Source organism: Pannonibacter phragmitetus DSM 14782 (assembly GCF_000382365.1).
GTDB lineage: Bacteria > Pseudomonadota > Alphaproteobacteria > Rhizobiales > Stappiaceae > Pannonibacter > Pannonibacter phragmitetus.
This window is the reverse complement of record NZ_KB908218.1, coordinates 220,195-236,150: the sequence shown is the minus strand read 5'-3', so window position 1 is coordinate 236,150 and position 15,956 is coordinate 220,195. Positions and strand designations below refer to the sequence as shown.

Genomic DNA, 15,956 nt, shown 5'->3' with positions numbered 1-15,956 from the left:
TGATGGTATCCAGTGTGCGGCAAGAAGGTTAATCTGCCGTTAACATCTCTCAGGATGGTTCCCGCCACAGAGCCTTGCGCTGCAGCTTTCCGGAAGGCGTGCGCGGCAGATCCGGAACAAGGCGGTAGACCTTGGGCCGCTTGTATTCCGCCAGCCTCTCCGCAGCGAAGGCAGCAACAGCATCGGCATCCAGCGCTGCGCCCTCACGGGGCACAAGAAAGGCGGTGACAAGGCTGATGCCATTGGCCGAGGGCACCGCCGTCACCGCCACATCCGCCACGTCCGGATGGCTGGCAATGACGCGTTCCACCTCTTCCGGCGCAACGCGATAACCGAAGGCATTCATCACATCGTCAGCGCGGCCCTCGTACCACAGATAGCCCTCCGCATCCTGACGGGCACGGTCGCCGGTCAGGAACCAGCTGCCGCGCATCACCTCTGCCGTATCCTGCGGCCGCTGCCAGTAGCCCAGCATCAGACCCGGATCCTCACGCGAGACGGCCAGAAGACCCGTTTCGCCAAGGGGCAACGGCGTATCGCCGCCCTCCTCCGGCAGAATGGCGATGGAACGTCCGGCCTGCGGCTTGCCGGGGCTGCCGGGGCGCGTGGGCACCTGCGGGCCGCTGGAGACGTAGGTGGAAATCTCGCTCATGCCCAGCGCTTCATAAAGCGGCCTGCCGCTGCGGCGGGCCCACTCCTCATGCAATGCTGCGGGCAAGGCCTCACCTGCAGTCAACCCATGACGCAGGCGCGGGAAACGGTGCGGCTCAACATCACCGTATTTCAGGATCCGCCGGTAAAGACTAGGCACCGCCGCAAACAGCGTTGCACCTGTGGCCTCCAGCAGGTCCGGCCAGACATGCGGATCGCGTGGACCATCATAGACAATGCTGGTCGCGCCATTGGCCCAGGGGTCCATCAGGCCAACGCCGAGCGTGTAGGTCCAGTTGAAGGCGCCTGCATGCAGCAGCCTGTCAGAGGACGAAATGCCGTACCACCCCTGATCCATGGGACGGCGCCCAGAGGCGGTGCGCTGTGCGTGCAGCACGCCCTTCGGGCGGCCACTGGTGCCGGAGGTATAGACGATGAAGGCCGGATCATCGCGCTGCGTGGCCGCAAAGCTGCCCTGCGGCGCGCTCTTGAGCGCTGCAATGCCCTCCGGCCCGATGAAGCGCACCCCATCACGCGGCTGCGGCAGCGGCGTTTTCCCGTCATGAATGACGGCCACCGCCCCGCTATCAGCCATAAGCATGTCGCATTCCGGCCCGGTCAGCAGCGCGGAGCTGGGCACCGGCACGAAACCGGCGGCAATGGCACCAAAGAAGAAAAGCGGAAAATCGCTGGAATGGCCGATGCGCAGGAGGATGCGGTCGCCCCACATCAAGCCTTCGCCCGCAAGCCCGCCTGCAACAGACAGCACGCTTGCGGTGAGATCGCCGTAGCTCCAGCGTTCCAGCAGCGCCCCGCCCGGCCCCACCACCTCCAGCGCCACCGCGCCCGGATCGGGCGCAGCGCGGGTGAGGCAGTAGCGGGCGAGGTTCATGCCGCCGTCAGCGGGTCGGAACCGGCGTTTCGCCGCGATAGTCGTAGAAGCCGCGGCGCGTCTTGCGGCCAAGCCAGCCAGCCTCGACATATTTCACCAGCAGCGGGCACGGGCGGTACTTGCTGTCGGCGAGCCCCTCATAGAGCACCTGCATGATGGACAGGCAGGTGTCGAGGCCGATGAAATCCGCCAGCTGCAGCGGGCCCATCGGATGGTTGGCGCCAAGGCGCATGGCCGTATCGATGGATTCCACCGAGCCGACACCCTCATAGAGCGTATAGATGGCTTCGTTGATCATCGGCAGCAGGATGCGGTTGACCATGAAGGCCGGGAAATCCTCGGCCACGGCAATGGTCTTGCCGAGACGGGCGACGAAGCCCTTGGCGGCCTCGAAGGTCTCGTCTTCGGTGGCAATGCCGCGCACCAGCTCCACCAGCTCCATGATCGGAACCGGGTTCATGAAGTGAATGCCGATGAAGCGCTCCGGCCGGTCGGTCGTGGCAGCAAGACGGGTGATGGAGATGGACGAGGTGTTGGTCGCCAGCATCGCTTCGGGCTTCAGCACCGGGCAGAGCTGGGAGAAGATCTTGCGCTTGACCTGCTCGTTCTCGATGGCAGACTCGATGACAAGGTCCACATCGGCCAGCATGTCGAGGTTTTCCGCGCCATGCAGCCGGTCGAGAGCTGCGGAACGGTCTTCCTCGGAAATCTGGCCCTTGGACACCTGACGGGCCATGTTGCCGTTGATCGACGCCAGACCGGATTCGATCCGGTCGCGGGACAGGTCGTTCAGATAGACCTGATATCCGGCCACGGCGCAGACATGGGCAATTCCGCTGCCCATCTGGCCCGAACCGATCACACCGACTTTCTTGATCTCGACCACCATCGTCTCATCCGATCCTGTTGCAGGCTGTGCCGTATATGCACGCAAACCGCGCTATTCTTTACAAGGTTCACCGCTTCGGGCAAGGACCACGGCCATAAAACCGGATCATTCCTTCTGCCTGCCCCTTCAAAAGCAGTTCAGGCTGCCGGGAGGTCCGCAGCAGCCTGAACCTTTTGATGTGCCATCAGGCCTTTTCGAGTTCCGCCTTCAGCTGCGGCAGGATTTCGAAAAGATCGCCGACAAGGCCGTAGTCCGCCACCTGGAAGATCGGGGCCTCCTCGTCCTTGTTGATGGCGACGATGACCTTGGAGTCCTTCATGCCGGCCAGATGCTGGATGGCGCCGGAGATGCCGCAGGCGATGTAGAGCTGCGGGGCAACCACCTTGCCAGTCTGGCCAACCTGCCAGTCGTTCGGAGCATAGCCCGCATCGACCGCAGCGCGCGAGGCACCGACAGCCGCGCCCAGCGCATCCGCCACCGGCATGATGACTTCCTGGAACTTCTCCGAAGAGCCCAGCGCACGGCCGCCCGAGATGATGATCTTGGCCGAAGCCAGTTCCGGACGGTCAGAGCGGGACAGTTCCTCGCCGGCGAAGCTGGAGAGGCCGCCGTCCGCAGGAGCTGCCACATCCTCGATGGCCGCCGAACCGCCCTCGCCTGCAGCGGCGAAGGAGGCGGTGCGCACGGTGATCACCTTCTTGGCATCGCCCGACTTGACGGTCTGGATGGCGTTGCCGGCATAGATCGGGCGCTCGAAGGTCTCGCCGTCGATCACGGCGGTGACGTCAGAGATCTGCATCACGTCGAGCAGGGCTGCAACGCGCGGCAGGATGTTCTTGCCGCTGGCGGTGGAGGCGGCAACGATGGCGTCATAGCCACCGGCCAGCGAAACGATCAGGTCTGCCACCGGTTCGGCCAGCTGATGGGCGACGGCGCCGCCTTCAGCCACCAGAACTTTGGCAACGCCTGCGAGCTTGGCCGCAGCCTCGGCAGCAGAGCGGGCGCCCTCACCGGCCACCAGCACATGCACATCACCGCCGAGCTTCACTGCAGCGGTCAGGGCCTTGCCGGTTGCGTCGTTCAGGGCGCCATTGGCGTGTTCAGCCACAAGAAGTGTCGTCATGGGTGTTTATCCTCCTGTGACGGGTCCTCAGAGGACGCCGGCCTCGTTCTTCAGCTTGGACACGAGCTCGGACACCGAGCCAACCTTCACGCCAGCCTGGCGGGACGCCGGCTCAACCGTCTTCAGCACGGTCAGGCGCGGAGCGACGTCAACACCGAAGTCTTCCGGGGTCTTTTCGTCGATCGGCTTCTTCTTCGCCTTCATGATGTTCGGCAGGGACGCATAGCGCGGCTCGTTGAGGCGCAGGTCCGTGGTGACGATGGCCGGAAGCTTCAGCGACACGGTCTGCAGGCCGCCGTCCACTTCACGGGTCACGTCCACGCTGCCGTCACCAACGCTGACCTTGGATGCAAAGGTGCCCTGGCCCCAGCCGAGCAGCGCCGCCAGCATCTGGCCGGTCTGGTTGCAGTCATCGTCGATGGCCTGCTTGCCGAGGATCACGAGACCCGGCTCTTCGGCTTCCACGACCTTCTTGAGGATCTTGGCAACGGCCAGCGGCTCCACCGTGGCGTCGGTCTTCACCAGAATGCCGCGGTCGGCGCCCATGGCCAGCGCGGTGCGCAGGGTCTCAGTCGCCTGAGCCGGCCCGATGGACACCACCACCACTTCCGTCGCCTTGCCAGCTTCCTTGAGGCGCAGGGCCTCTTCAACGGAAATCTCGTCGAAGGGGTTCATCGACATCTTCACATTGGCCAGCTCGACGCCGGAACCATCCGGCTTCACGCGAACCTTGACGTTGTAGTCGATCACCCGCTTTACGGGCACAAGGATTTTCATGGGTCTTATCCTCCCGCTTCGGCGGCTTTTTTGCCGCACTGCGTCAACAGGTCGAGCCGGCTTAACATCCCGCGAAGAAAATGGCGGGTTTCAGCCAATACTTGCATTCGGCGCGCGACGGTAAACACCCGGACGCCGGGTGTCAACGATGGCGCTACGGAAGGTCCGCCCAGTTCTTGCTGCAACGCAAAGGCTTGGGCAGAGCTCATCCGCTTCAGGTCCTCATATCCCGGTCGAACAATCTCACGCCCGGACGGCGCATCACCAGCACAAGAACGGCACCGGCCATAATGCCTCCGGCATGGGCCACCCAGGCGACCTGGCTCTTCTGGAACAGGAACAGATTGGCGATCTGCACGATGATCCATCCACCCAGCAGCCACAGGGCCGGCAGGCGTAGGGGGATGCGCCCCATGAACAGCACCCAGACCCGCACCCGTGGATGCAGCATGAGATAGGCCGAAACAATGCCCGAGACCGCACCGGACGCGCCAATCAGCGGCACATCCGAAGCCGGATCCAGCAGCGCGAAGGCAAGCCCGCCTGCCGCCGCGCACAGGAGATAGAAGGCAAGGAACTTCACATGCCCCATGGCATCCTCGACATTGTCGCCGAAGACCCAGAGGAACAGCATGTTCCCCGCCAGATGCATGACGTCGGCATGCAGGAAGGCATAGCTGACGAGTGACACCTTGGCGGGCAGGACGGTCAGCTCCGGTGCCAGATCCTTCATGTCGAAGAACACGGACGGGATGAGACCATAGGAATAGGCGCTGGCAATGGCCGCATCGCCAAGGCCTCCACCTTGAATGAGCAGATAGACCAGCACATTGGCGAGGATCAGCGACCACGTGACCACGGGCTTCAGCACGTGGCGCAGGGGGTTATGGTCGTAGAGGGGAAAGAACATCCGGCTCTGCCTGATCCCTATTGTGTATTACCGGTTCTTGCCGGGCACCCAGAGCACGTCGCCTGCGCCCTTGTCATTCAGATACCGGGACGCGACAAAAAAGAAGTCGGACAAACGGTTCATATAGCGCGTGGCCGCCGGGTTGATTCGCTCTTCCGCCGCCAGATGCACCATCAGCCGTTCGGCCCGGCGCGAGACGGTGCGGGCCAGATGCAGATAGGTGGCCGCCGGCGTGCCGCCCGGCAGGACAAAAGAGCGCAGCGGCTTCAGATCCGCATTCAGAAGATCAATGGCATTTTCCAGTGCGGTCACCTGCGCATCGGTGATCCGCAGGGGCTCGTAGCCCAGATCCTTGTCCGTTTCCGGCGTCGCCAGATCGGCGCCAAGGTCGAACAGGTCATTCTGGATGCGGCCGAGGATGGCATCCACCTCAGCATCCGCACCCGCAAGCGCGAGACGGACGAGGCCAACCACCGAATTGGTTTCATCCACCGTGCCATAGGCCTCGATGCGCAGGTCGTACTTGGGCCGCCGCTCGCCCGAGCCCAGCGCCGTCGTGCCGTCATCACCGGTCTTCGTGTAGATCTTGTTCAGAACAACCATGCTGCAATGCCTCCCGGGCGCTCATGTCTTTAAGACGCGCGTCAGGCGCGCGTCAGGGCTTGGGCCCCAGAAAATAGAGCGCTGCCATGATGATGACGATAGCGAGAAACTGCAGGCCGACGCGCCAGCGCATCAGCTGTTGCGAGCGGTTGGACGAACCGCCGCGCATCATGTTCCAGAGCCCGAGCAGCAGCACAACTGCCACCGCGCCAACGGCCACGGGAACCAGATAATAAAAGAAACTGCCCATTTCCTGTACCCCTCAGGCGGCAGGATGCCCGCCGCCGCTTTGCCCCGTTTACGCAGACCTGCGCAAGGGGGATGATCTCACTCTTCCCCGTCCGCCGCCTTCATCAGCACCCTGTCGAGGGCGCGCGTGGTCAGGAACCGGCGGGCGATGTTCATCCAGATGGTGGGCTTGGTCACCCGGTAGCGTGCCCTGGGCTGGCTCGCCTCGATGGCATGCACCAGCTTCTCAACCACGGACTCCGGCGGAAGTTTCCAGGGGCCCGGCTCACCGTTTTCCATCCGCTTCAGCCGCCGCTCATAGGTGGCCCGGTGGGGCGAGGCCATCATGCCTTCCTTGCCGATCCAGTGATGGAAGTTTGCCAGCGCATTTTCGGTAAAGCGCGTGTCAATCGGCCCCGGCTCGATCAGGCTGACATGGATGCCCGTGCCGTGCAGCTCCTGCCGCAGCGTGTCGGAATAGGCTTCAAGCGCGAATTTGGATGCCGTATAGGCGCCCCGGTATTTCATGGCGATGAAACCGAGGATGGACGAGCATTGCACGATGCGCCCTGCCCCCTGGGCGCGCATCACCGGAATGACCTGCCGCGTCAGATCGTGCCAGCCGAAAAAATTCGCCTGAAACAGCGCCCGCAAGGCATCGACGGGGAGATCCTCCACCGCGCAGGGCACGGCATAGGCGCCGTTGTTGAACAGCGCATCAAGCCGCCCGCCGGTTTTCGCCAGCACGCTTTCCAGCCCGGCATGAATGGTTTCGGGCCGCTCATAATCAATGAGCACCGCCTCAAAGCCTTGTGCGGCCAGGGCTTCCACGTCCTCCGGCTTGCGCGCGGCCGGAAAAACCCGCCAGTTGCGCCCCCGCAGCAGCCGGGCAGAGGCTGCGCCAATGCCGCTGGAGCAGCCCGTGATCAGGATGGTGCGCGGGCCAGCTTCGGCACCGGCAGACACTGTTGCCGTCATCTTCCCCCCAGATGCCCAGTTATCCCTGATGCCCGCTCAGATCGCTTCGCCGGTCAGCAACCGGGGCGCAGGCCCGGCAAAACCGGCGGCCTCGCGGATGAACATGCCCTTGAGCTTCGGCAGCCGGTCCACCAGACCGAGGCCAAAGTCCCGGATGCCGCGCACCACATCAAGATCGTTGGAGAACAGCCGGTTCAGCACATCGGTGACAACGCCCATCTGGAACGTGTCGAACCGGCGCCAGCGCTGATAGCGCTCCAGCACGTCGAGACCGCCGATATCCTGCCCCAGACGCCGGGCCTCGACGATGACTTCCGCCAGCGCCGCAACGTCCTTGAAGCCGAGATTGAGGCCCTGCCCGGCAATCGGGTGGATGCCATGGGCAGCATCGCCCGCAAGGGCAATGCGCGGGCGGACGAAATCACGCGCCAGCGTCAAGCCCAGCGGATAGGCATGGCGCGGGCCGTCCAGCTCCAGCTTGCCGAGGTGGTGGCCAAAGCGGCGCTCCAGCTCCAGCTCGAAGGTGAAATCATCGGCGCGCACCAGCCGGTCCGCATCGCCCGTGCGCTCCGTCCAGACCAGCGACGAGCGGTTGCCCGGCAGCGGCAGGATGGCGAAAGGTCCGGCCGGCAGGAAATGTTCTTCCGCGCGGCCATTGTGCGGACGCTCGTGCTTCACCGTGGTGACGATGCCCGACTGGCCGTAGGACCAGTGCACCGTGCGGATGCCCGCCAGATCGCGCAGGCGCGAGCGCACCCCGTCGGCTGCCACCAGCAGCTTGGCCCTGATGCGCCCGCCGCCGGCCAGCGCCACTCTGACATGATCGCCCGCCTGATGGAAATCGCGCGCCGTATCGGGCGCATGGAACCGCACGCCCAGCGCCAGCGCCGCCTTGTAAAGCGCCGGCAGCATCGCACCGTTCGGGATCATGTGCGCGAAGGGCTCGTCACCCTGGGCGCTGCCGGTCTCGCCCGCAAAGGTCAGGAACACCGGACGCACCGTGTCGCGCAGCTTGCTGTCGGTGACGATCATCTCGTTGATCGGCTGGGCGGTGGCGCGAATCTCATCCCAGATGCCAAGCTGGTCCAGCATGCGGCAAGCAGCCGCAGCGATGGCGGACGCGCGCGGATCCCTGGCAAGACTGTCCATGGGCTTGGGGTCGACGACGGCCACTTCCATCGACGGATCCGCCTGCTTGAGCGCAAGGGCGAGGGACAGGCCGACGTATCCGCCGCCGGCGATCACCACATCGGCCGCACTCTCCTGAGCAGGACTGTCAGCGGCTTGGGACTCGCGCATCTTCATCTCCTTCATCGCCCGGCCGTTTCGCAAGCGCTGCGCAACAATTCCGGGCTGTCTTCCCTTTGGTCAGCATTGACACGGACCGGACACCGCGTCCAATCAGGCATTCACGGACGGTGCGCCACGGGTGCATCCCATGCACTCATTTAGCCCCATGCGCTCATTTAGCAAGGAATGCGGCAATGAACACGGCCATCAACTCACTTTTGTCCATTCTTGACCTCGAACAGCTGGAACACAACCTGTTCCGTGGCCGCAGCCCCCAGGCGGGCTGGCAGCGGGTCTATGGCGGACAGGTGATCGGCCAGGCGCTCGTCGCCGCCTCGCGCACCGTGGTGGAAGAGCGGCACATCCATTCTCTGCACGGCTATTTCCTGCGGCCCGGCGATCCGGCGGTGCCGATCATCTATGACGTGGACCGCATCCGCGACGGCGGCAGCTTCACCACGCGCCGCGTTGTGGCGATCCAGCACGGACAGGCGATCTTCTCCATGTCCGCCTCCTTCCAGACGCTGGAGGACGGGCTTGAGCATCAGACCGGCATGCCGGACGTGCCGATGCCGGAAGATCTGCCGAGCGAGCAGGACCTGAAGGAGAAGTTTCTGAAGGTGGCACCGGAGAACGTGCGCCGCTACTGGGAGCGGGAACGCCCGATCGAACTGCGCCCTGTCGATCTCACCCACTATTTCAGCGAGAAGAAGCTGGCGCCGCAGCAATATGTCTGGGTGCGCGCCACCAGCCCCTTGCCCGACGAAACCCGCATCCACCAGTGCGTTCTGGCCTATGCCTCGGACATGACGCTGCTGGATACCTCGCTCTTTCCCCATGGCAAGTCGGTGTTCAGCCCGCAGATCCAGGCCGCCAGCCTCGACCATTCCATGTGGTTCCACCGGCCGTTCCGGGCCGATGACTGGCTGCTCTACGCCACCGACGCCCCCTCCTCCTCCGGCGGGCGCGGCATGAACCGGGGCCTGCTTTATGACCGCAGCGGCCACCTCATCGCCTCAACCGCCCAGGAAGGCCTGATCCGGCTGAAACGCAGCTGAAACCTCATCCCGGCTTGAAGCCGGAGATGGCCAGAGGATTGTCCATCATCGCCTGAGCGTCCGGCGTGTCGCTGACCATGGCGCCGGTGAAGGCATCGAACAGGCGGCGGACGAAGCCCTCGGCCAGGTCGTAGGTGATGAAGACCAGCCGCGTGCGCCGGTCGCCATCCGGCCAGCCCGCCAGCGTGACTGGCGGGTGGAACACATGCTGCACCCCGTGAATGACCACGGGCCGGGCCGGATCTTCGGCGATCTGGATGATGCCCTTCACCCGCAGCAGCTTCGGCCCATGGGCGGAGCGCAGCAGATCAAGGAACATTTCCAGCGCCGAGGCCGGTACCGGACGGTTCGCGGTCAGGGTGAAGGCGCGGATCTTGTCGTCGTGACGGTTCACATCGTGATGATGGTGCCCATGATCGTGGTGATGATCATGATGATGGCCATGGGCATGATCATGCCCGTGATGGTGATGCCCGTGAGCTTCATAGGCCTCCGCATTCAGCCAGCGCGCCACATCGGGGATCTTGGTGGACGGATCATAGAGCCCGGCATTGAACAGATGCGCGGCATCGGCCTCGCCCTTCTGCCCGTTGAGAAGCTGCGCACCGGGATTGAGCGCCTTCAGCCGTGCGGTCAGGGCGTCAAGGGTTGCAGCTCCCGCATCGCCTTCCAGCAGATCGGTCTTGGTCAGCACCAGCCGGTCGGCAACGGCAGCCTGACGCACAGCCTCCTGATGGGCATCAAGCGTCGCAGAACCGTTGACCGCATCCACCAGCGTCACAACGCTGTCCAGCCGGTAGCGCAGCATCAGATAGGGATGCAGCATCACCGTGTGCAGGATGGGCGCCGGGTCGGCAAGACCGGTCGTTTCGATGACCACCCGCGCCAGACGCTCCATGCGGCCGTTGTCCAGACGGCGCAGCAGGTCTTCCAGCGTATTGATCAGGTCCCCCCGGATGGTGCAGCACAGGCAGCCGGAGGAAAGCTCCAGAATGCCCTCGCTCGACTGGTCCACCAGAAGGTGGTCAAGCCCGACATCCCCGAACTCGTTGATGATGACCGCCGTATCCGCCATCGCCGGATCCTTGAGGATGCGGTTCAGCAGCGTCGTCTTGCCCGCCCCCAGAAAGCCCGTGATGATGGACAGGGGAATGGGCGGCTTCGGGCCGCGCTGCGGCTGTGCAGCACCATCCTGAGCTTCGGTCATCTTGAATATCCTTCGCGCAGCTCTGCGTCAGTTGCCGCTCTTGGCTCTGGGGACGGCGGAAGCCGGCACATTGCCGTTGAAGAGGGAGCCAAAGGCCGGGGTGGTCTGGGCCGCACCCTGTGCCGCGCCCGGGACAACCACGGAAGGCCTGAGATCCAGCGGCTTGGACGCAGGAAGACGGACGGAGGGCAGCTCAGCGGCAACCGTGGCGGCAGCTGCCGCAGCGGGGACCATGGCCGCAGCAGCAGGGACAGAGCCCGGTGCGAGGCCCGTGCGCACGGTGATGGGCGCATAGGCCACCAGCTCGGTGCCGACCGTGCGGTCGAGGATCATGTTCCAGTCAACCTTGCCGGATTTGGACGAAAATTCCGCGCCCTCTTCCCCCGGTTCCGCATCCCCTGCCGGAACCGCAATCACCGGACGGCCCTCGCCCGTAGACTGGAACATAACTGCAGAGCGTGTCTTGCCCGCAGCTTGGCGGATGTCGTAGCGGGCCAGAATCTGTTCCGGTCCGAGCTTCGGGTTGCGCTTGCAATAGCCATCCGCCGGAAGCCCTGCGCCGCTCGGCGGCAGGGTGGAGACATGCTGGCCACGCCCGCCAAGGCGGAAACCGCGGTCGATCACCTCACGGGTGAAGGCCGTGCGCTCCAGCCCGGAACCCGCGCCCAGCACGACGGCAATGACGGTGCGGCCGTTGCGCGTGGCAGAGGCAGCAACATTATAGCCCGAATTGCAGATGTAACCGGTCTTCAGCCCGTCGGCGCCGGCCACACGCTGCAGGAACTCGCGGTTGGCAGAGCGCAGCGTCTGCTTGCCGAACTTCAGGCCCGGATGGCGGTAATACTTGTGCGCATCAGGAAACTCCCGCTTCAGCGCCATCGCCAGGATCGCCAGATCGGCAGCGGAGGAAACCTGCCGGTTGTCGGGAAGCCCATGCGGATTGACGAAATGGGTGCTGCGCATGCCGAGGCGGCGCGCTTCCGCATTCATCATCGCAATGAAATTCTCTTCGGTGCCGCCAACGGTCTCGCCAATCGCCACGGCCAGATCATTGGCAGACTTGACCATCAGCATGGTCAGCGCCGTTTCCAGCGTCAGCTGCGTGCCCACCTTGAAGCCCATCTTGCTGGGCGGCTGGGCGAGGGAATTGGCCGACTGGGTGACCGGACTGTCCAGCTGCAGCCGCCCCTCGCGTAAGGTCTTGAGCGTGACATAGGCCGTCATCATCTTGGTGAGCGAAGCCGGATACCAGGGCCGGGTCGCCTCATGCTCTTCCAGCACGGTGCCCGTGGCTGCATCGATCACCAGATAGGGACCAATGTCCGCTTTGGCAGGAACGGCCAGCCCGCACAGGGACAGCCAGCCGGAAATGGCAGCAAGGCCCAGCAGGCGCTTGTCAATCAATCGCGAAAACACGACACCCTCGTCATCCGAATGCCCCGGATCAGCCCCGGAACGCAGCCCCCATTTCTCCATACCCGATCAAGGTTAAGGAATGCAAAGCCCCGGCACGGGGATGTGAAAGGCCGTGAGCAACTGGATTGCATGCGTTCTGGGCATTTGCCTGATTTTTGCACATTTTGAGATCAAGTCCAAACATCATAGGCACGGGCGCACAAGGCGCAGGCACATGGCCCCGGCTTTGCTAGTATCTCCCCTCGGAGCCGGAGTCGGCTTCCGGGAACACGCTTGCGCAACACCGCGCTCCCGGCACAAGATCAGCAAACGCCCTGAAGGGCGCGGGGATGGAGAACACGGTCAGCATGCGGGCGGAAACGGGCATCGAGGGAGGCGGAGCAGGCGGCGGGGGCAGCACCCGGCCCGTGATGCAGCGCGCCCGTGGCACGGCGCGCGTGTCCTTTGCCCTGCGTGATGGCCAGACCCGGCTGGAGGGCCTTTATCAATCCGGCTCCGCCAAAATCCGCCTGCCGAAGGTTTACGACGGCGTGCCGCTGGCTGTGCTGCTGAACACCTCAGGCGGAATTACCGGCGGCGACCGCCTCAGTTACACCGGGCACCTCGCCGCCGGAACCCGCGCCATCCTCACCTCGCAGACTGCCGAGCGCGCCTATCGCAGCTCCGGCGGTACCGGCGAAGTGCTGAACAGCCTTTCGGCAGAGGACGGCGCGCATCTGGAATGGCTGCCGCAGGAGCTGATCCTCTTCGAGGCCAGCGCGCTCTCCCGCAAGATGGAGGTGCGGCTTGAAGGATCGGCCCGCTTCACCGGCCTTGAGATGGTGGTGCTTGGCCGCAAGGCGATGGGCGAGAGCGTGAAGACCCTTTCCTTCCGCGACCAGTGGCGGATCTGGCGCAATGGGCGGCTTGCCTTTGCCGACAATCTCGCCATCGGGCCGGACACGCAGATGCTGGACGGCATTGCCACCGCTGGCGGCGGCTGCGCCTTTGCCACTTTCATCGATTGCGGACCCGATGCGGAAAGCGGCCTTGCCCGCGCGCGCCAGTGTCTGGAGCAGATCACCCCCGAGGGCGGCCCCTTGCGCGGCGGTGTCAGCGCCTGGAACGGCCAGCTTGTGGCCCGTTTCGTCAGTGCCGACAGCCGCAGCCTGCGCGATGGCCTCATCACCTTTCTTGAAACCTGCCGGCAGGCCCCCCTGCCCCGCCTCTGGTCCTGCTGAGCAGACCAGGGCCACATAACGGAGGACCCACGTGAACCTGACCCCGCGCGAAAAGGACAAGCTGCTGATTTCCATGGCCGCCATGGTGGCCCGGCGGCGGCTGGAGCGAGGCGTGAAGCTGAACCATCCCGAAGCCATCGCCCTCATCAGCGATTTCGTCGTCGAAGGCGCCCGCGACGGGCGCACCGTGGCCGAACTGATGGAGGCAGGCGCTCATGTTCTCACCCGCGACCAGGTGATGCCGGGCATTGCCGAAATGATCCATGACGTGCAGGTGGAAGCCACCTTCCCCGATGGCACCAAGCTCGTCACCGTCCACCAGCCGATCCGCTAAGGGCAGCATGGGCAGGCTTTTTTCTGAGACTGGACTGTTCAGCCCCTGCGCTGGGTCCGGCACCCGGTCCTCTCCCCCCTTGAGGGGGAGATGCCCCCGGCAGGGGGCAGAGGGGGGTCTGGGCCACTCAGAACATACAAGAGGCGTGCCGTGTTGAGGCGCTGCCACCCCCCTCTGTCTGCTGACGCAGACATCTCCCCCTCAAGGGGGGAGAGGGGCGCTGCAGTGTTTTTGGAGTTTGGCTGTCAGGCCCGCACGAAGGCCACAAGGAGATGAAACGATGATCCCTGGAGAGATTTTTCCCGCTGATGGCAAGATCGAGCTGAATGCCGGGGCGCCGGTGACCGAGCTGGAAGTCGCCAACACCGGCGACCGGCCCGTGCAGGTGGGCAGCCACTATCATTTTGCCGAAACCAATCCGGCGCTGGCCTTTGACCGGGAGGCGGCACGCGGCCAGCGGCTGGATATTCCGGCAGGCACCGCCGTGCGTTTCGAGCCGGGCCAGACCCGCAAGGTGCGGCTGGTGCCCTTCACGGGGGACCGCACCATCTATGGCTTCAACCAGAAGGTCATGGGACCGCTCTGACAGCCCGAAACGCTGCGCCTGTCCCTGACGCCCTGTTTTCACACGTGATTTTCGAGGTTCTCCCATGTCCTTCAAGATGCCCCGCGCCGCCTATGCGGACATGTTCGGCCCCACCACCGGCGACCGCCTGCGCCTGGCCGACACGGATCTGATCATCGAGGTGGAGAAGGACTTCACCATCTATGGTGAGGAGGTGAAATTCGGCGGCGGCAAGGTGATCCGTGACGGCATGGGCCAGTCGCAGCATCCCCGCTCTGCCGGTGCGGTGGATACGGTGATCACCAATGTGCTGATCATCGACCACTGGGGCATCGTGAAAGCCGACGTGGGCCTGAAGGACGGGCGGATCGCAGGCATCGGCAAGGCCGGCAACCCGGATGTACAGCCAGGCGTCACGATCATTGTGGGCCCCGGAACGGAAGTGATCGCCGGAGAGGGGCGTATTCTCACCGCTGGCGCGCTCGACGTTCACATTCACTACATCTGCCCGCAGCAGATCGACGAGGCGCTCATGTCCGGCGTCACCACCATGCTGGGCGGCGGTACGGGACCGGCCACCGGCACCAACGCCACCACCTGCACCCCCGGCCCCTGGCATCTGGCGCGGATGCTGCAGGCCGCCGACAGCTTCCCGATGAACCTTGCCTTTGCGGGCAAGGGCAACGCCTCGCTGCCCGCTGCCCTTGAGGAACAGATTCTGGCGGGCGCCTGCGCCCTCAAGCTGCATGAGGACTGGGGCACCACACCGGCGGCGATCGACACCTGCCTGTCCGTGGCAGACGAATACGACGTACAGGTGATGATCCACACGGACACGCTGAACGAAAGCGGTTTCGTGGAGAACACAAAAGCCGCCTTCAAGGGCCGCACCATCCATGCCTTCCACACGGAAGGCGCAGGTGGCGGCCATGCACCGGACATCATCAAGGTGGTGGGCGAGGCAAATGTCATCCCCTCCTCCACCAACCCCACCCGGCCTTATACGAAAAACACCATCGACGAGCATCTCGACATGCTGATGGTGTGCCACCACCTCGACCCGTCGATCCCGGAAGACGTGGCCTTCGCCGAGAGCCGCATCCGGCGCGAAACCATTGCGGCAGAGGACATCCTGCATGACATGGGGGCCATGTCGATCATCTCCTCCGACAGCCAGGCCATGGGCCGCGTCGGCGAAATCCTGATCCGCACCTTCCAGACGGCCCACAAGATGCGGGTGCAGCGCGGCCGTTTGCCCGAGGAAACCGGCGAAAACGACAACATGCGCGTCAAGCGCTACATCGCCAAGGTGACGATCAACCCGGCCATCGCCCACGGGCTGGACGAGCATATCGGCTCGGTCGAGGTCGGCAAGCTGGCCGATCTCGTGCTCTGGTCGCCTGCCTTCTTCGGCGTCAAGCCCGACATGATCCTGAAGCTTGGCACCATTGCTGCAGCCCCCATGGGCGATCCCAACGCCTCGATCCCGACACCTCAACCGGTGCATTACCGGCCCATGTTCGGCGCCTTCGGCAAGGCGATGACGGCAAGCCGCGTCACCTTCGTCTCGAAGGCTGCACATGACCATGGCATCAAGGACCGGCTTGAGCTGGACAGTCTTGTCCTGCCGGTGAAGAACACGCGCGGCGGCATTTCCAAGCGCTCGATGATCCACAACAGCGCCCTGCCCCATGTGGAGGTGCATCCGGAAACCTATGAAGTGCGGGCGGATGGCGAGCTGCTGACCTGCGAGCCGGCAGAGGTTCTACCGATGGCGCAGCGTTATTTCCTTTTCTAAAATAAGAAGTTGAGCGC

16 protein-coding genes are annotated in these 15,956 nt (G+C 64.3%); 5 read left to right on the top strand and 11 right to left on the bottom strand.

Features of this window, described 5'->3' with window-relative positions; translation table 11 throughout:
• Window positions 1-49: 49 nt before the first annotated feature.
• The 9 genes from H163_RS0109550 to H163_RS0109510 all read right to left on the bottom strand — a co-directional run bounded on the left by H163_RS0109550 (window position 50) and on the right by H163_RS0109510 (window position 8,350).
• Window positions 50-1,543: a class I adenylate-forming enzyme family protein gene (locus H163_RS0109550; protein WP_019964352.1), complete on the bottom strand. Its 1,494-nt coding sequence runs from the start codon at window positions 1,541-1,543 to the stop codon at window positions 50-52.
• Window positions 1,544-1,550: 7 nt separating this feature from the next.
• Entirely contained in the window at window positions 1,551-2,432 is an 882-nt protein-coding gene (locus H163_RS0109545) for a 3-hydroxybutyryl-CoA dehydrogenase (protein ID WP_019964351.1), read from the bottom strand.
• A gap of 184 nt (window positions 2,433-2,616) precedes the next feature.
• On the bottom strand, window positions 2,617-3,555 hold the full coding sequence (locus tag H163_RS0109540; RefSeq protein ID WP_019964350.1) for an electron transfer flavoprotein subunit alpha/FixB family protein: 939 nt from the start codon (window positions 3,553-3,555) through the stop codon (window positions 2,617-2,619).
• Between the two features lie 27 nt (window positions 3,556-3,582).
• Window positions 3,583-4,332: an electron transfer flavoprotein subunit beta/FixA family protein gene (locus H163_RS0109535; protein ID WP_026355674.1), complete on the bottom strand. Its 750-nt coding sequence runs from the start codon at window positions 4,330-4,332 to the stop codon at window positions 3,583-3,585.
• Window positions 4,333-4,546: 214 nt separating this feature from the next.
• Window positions 4,547-5,242, bottom strand: a complete 696-nt coding sequence (locus H163_RS0109530; RefSeq protein ID WP_019964348.1) for a rhomboid family intramembrane serine protease — start codon at window positions 5,240-5,242, stop codon at window positions 4,547-4,549.
• A 27-nt stretch (window positions 5,243-5,269) separates the two neighbouring features.
• Window positions 5,270-5,845, bottom strand: coding sequence for a cob(I)yrinic acid a,c-diamide adenosyltransferase (locus H163_RS0109525; RefSeq protein ID WP_019964347.1), 576 nt, complete (start codon window positions 5,843-5,845; stop codon window positions 5,270-5,272).
• A gap of 52 nt (window positions 5,846-5,897) precedes the next feature.
• Window positions 5,898-6,095, bottom strand: a complete 198-nt coding sequence (locus H163_RS0109520; RefSeq protein WP_019964346.1) for a twin transmembrane helix small protein — start codon at window positions 6,093-6,095, stop codon at window positions 5,898-5,900.
• A gap of 77 nt (window positions 6,096-6,172) precedes the next feature.
• Window positions 6,173-7,051 carry an SDR family oxidoreductase gene (locus H163_RS0109515; RefSeq protein ID WP_019964345.1) on the bottom strand — a complete coding sequence of 293 codons (879 nt, stop codon included), beginning with the start codon at window positions 7,049-7,051 and terminating at the stop codon, window positions 6,173-6,175.
• A 36-nt stretch (window positions 7,052-7,087) separates the two neighbouring features.
• Complete coding sequence (locus H163_RS0109510) at window positions 7,088-8,350, bottom strand: ubiquinone biosynthesis hydroxylase (RefSeq protein ID WP_040678539.1); 1,263 nt, start codon at window positions 8,348-8,350, stop codon at window positions 7,088-7,090.
• Window positions 8,351-8,535: 185 nt separating this feature from the next.
• On the opposite strand from H163_RS0109510, the gene tesB reads away from it, so the two are divergent.
• Window positions 8,536-9,399, top strand: a complete 864-nt coding sequence (tesB, locus tag H163_RS0109505; RefSeq protein ID WP_019964343.1) for an acyl-CoA thioesterase II — start codon at window positions 8,536-8,538, stop codon at window positions 9,397-9,399.
• A gap of 4 nt (window positions 9,400-9,403) precedes the next feature.
• Here the strand turns inward: tesB and H163_RS0109500 are convergent, their stop codons facing one another.
• Window positions 9,404-10,606, bottom strand: a complete 1,203-nt coding sequence (locus tag H163_RS0109500; RefSeq protein WP_019964342.1) for a CobW family GTP-binding protein — start codon at window positions 10,604-10,606, stop codon at window positions 9,404-9,406.
• A gap of 27 nt (window positions 10,607-10,633) precedes the next feature.
• The gene (locus H163_RS22580; protein WP_280176609.1) at window positions 10,634-12,022 is read right to left on the bottom strand and encodes a D-alanyl-D-alanine carboxypeptidase family protein; all 1,389 of its coding nucleotides are present in this window, start codon (window positions 12,020-12,022) and stop codon (window positions 10,634-10,636) included.
• A gap of 329 nt (window positions 12,023-12,351) precedes the next feature.
• Between H163_RS22580 and H163_RS0109490 the strand changes: the two genes are divergently transcribed.
• The 4 genes from H163_RS0109490 to ureC all read left to right on the top strand — a co-directional run bounded on the left by H163_RS0109490 (window position 12,352) and on the right by ureC (window position 15,939).
• Complete coding sequence (locus H163_RS0109490) at window positions 12,352-13,242, top strand: urease accessory protein UreD (protein WP_019964340.1); 891 nt, start codon at window positions 12,352-12,354, stop codon at window positions 13,240-13,242.
• A 31-nt stretch (window positions 13,243-13,273) separates the two neighbouring features.
• On the top strand, window positions 13,274-13,576 hold the full coding sequence (locus H163_RS0109485) for an urease subunit gamma (protein ID WP_019964339.1): 303 nt from the start codon (window positions 13,274-13,276) through the stop codon (window positions 13,574-13,576).
• Between the two features lie 280 nt (window positions 13,577-13,856).
• Window positions 13,857-14,162, top strand: coding sequence for an urease subunit beta (locus tag H163_RS0109480; protein ID WP_019964338.1), 306 nt, complete (start codon window positions 13,857-13,859; stop codon window positions 14,160-14,162).
• Between the two features lie 64 nt (window positions 14,163-14,226).
• Window positions 14,227-15,939 carry an urease subunit alpha gene (ureC, locus tag H163_RS0109475; RefSeq protein ID WP_019964337.1) on the top strand — a complete coding sequence of 571 codons (1,713 nt, stop codon included), beginning with the start codon at window positions 14,227-14,229 and terminating at the stop codon, window positions 15,937-15,939.
• The last annotated feature ends 17 nt before the right edge of the window (window positions 15,940-15,956 follow it).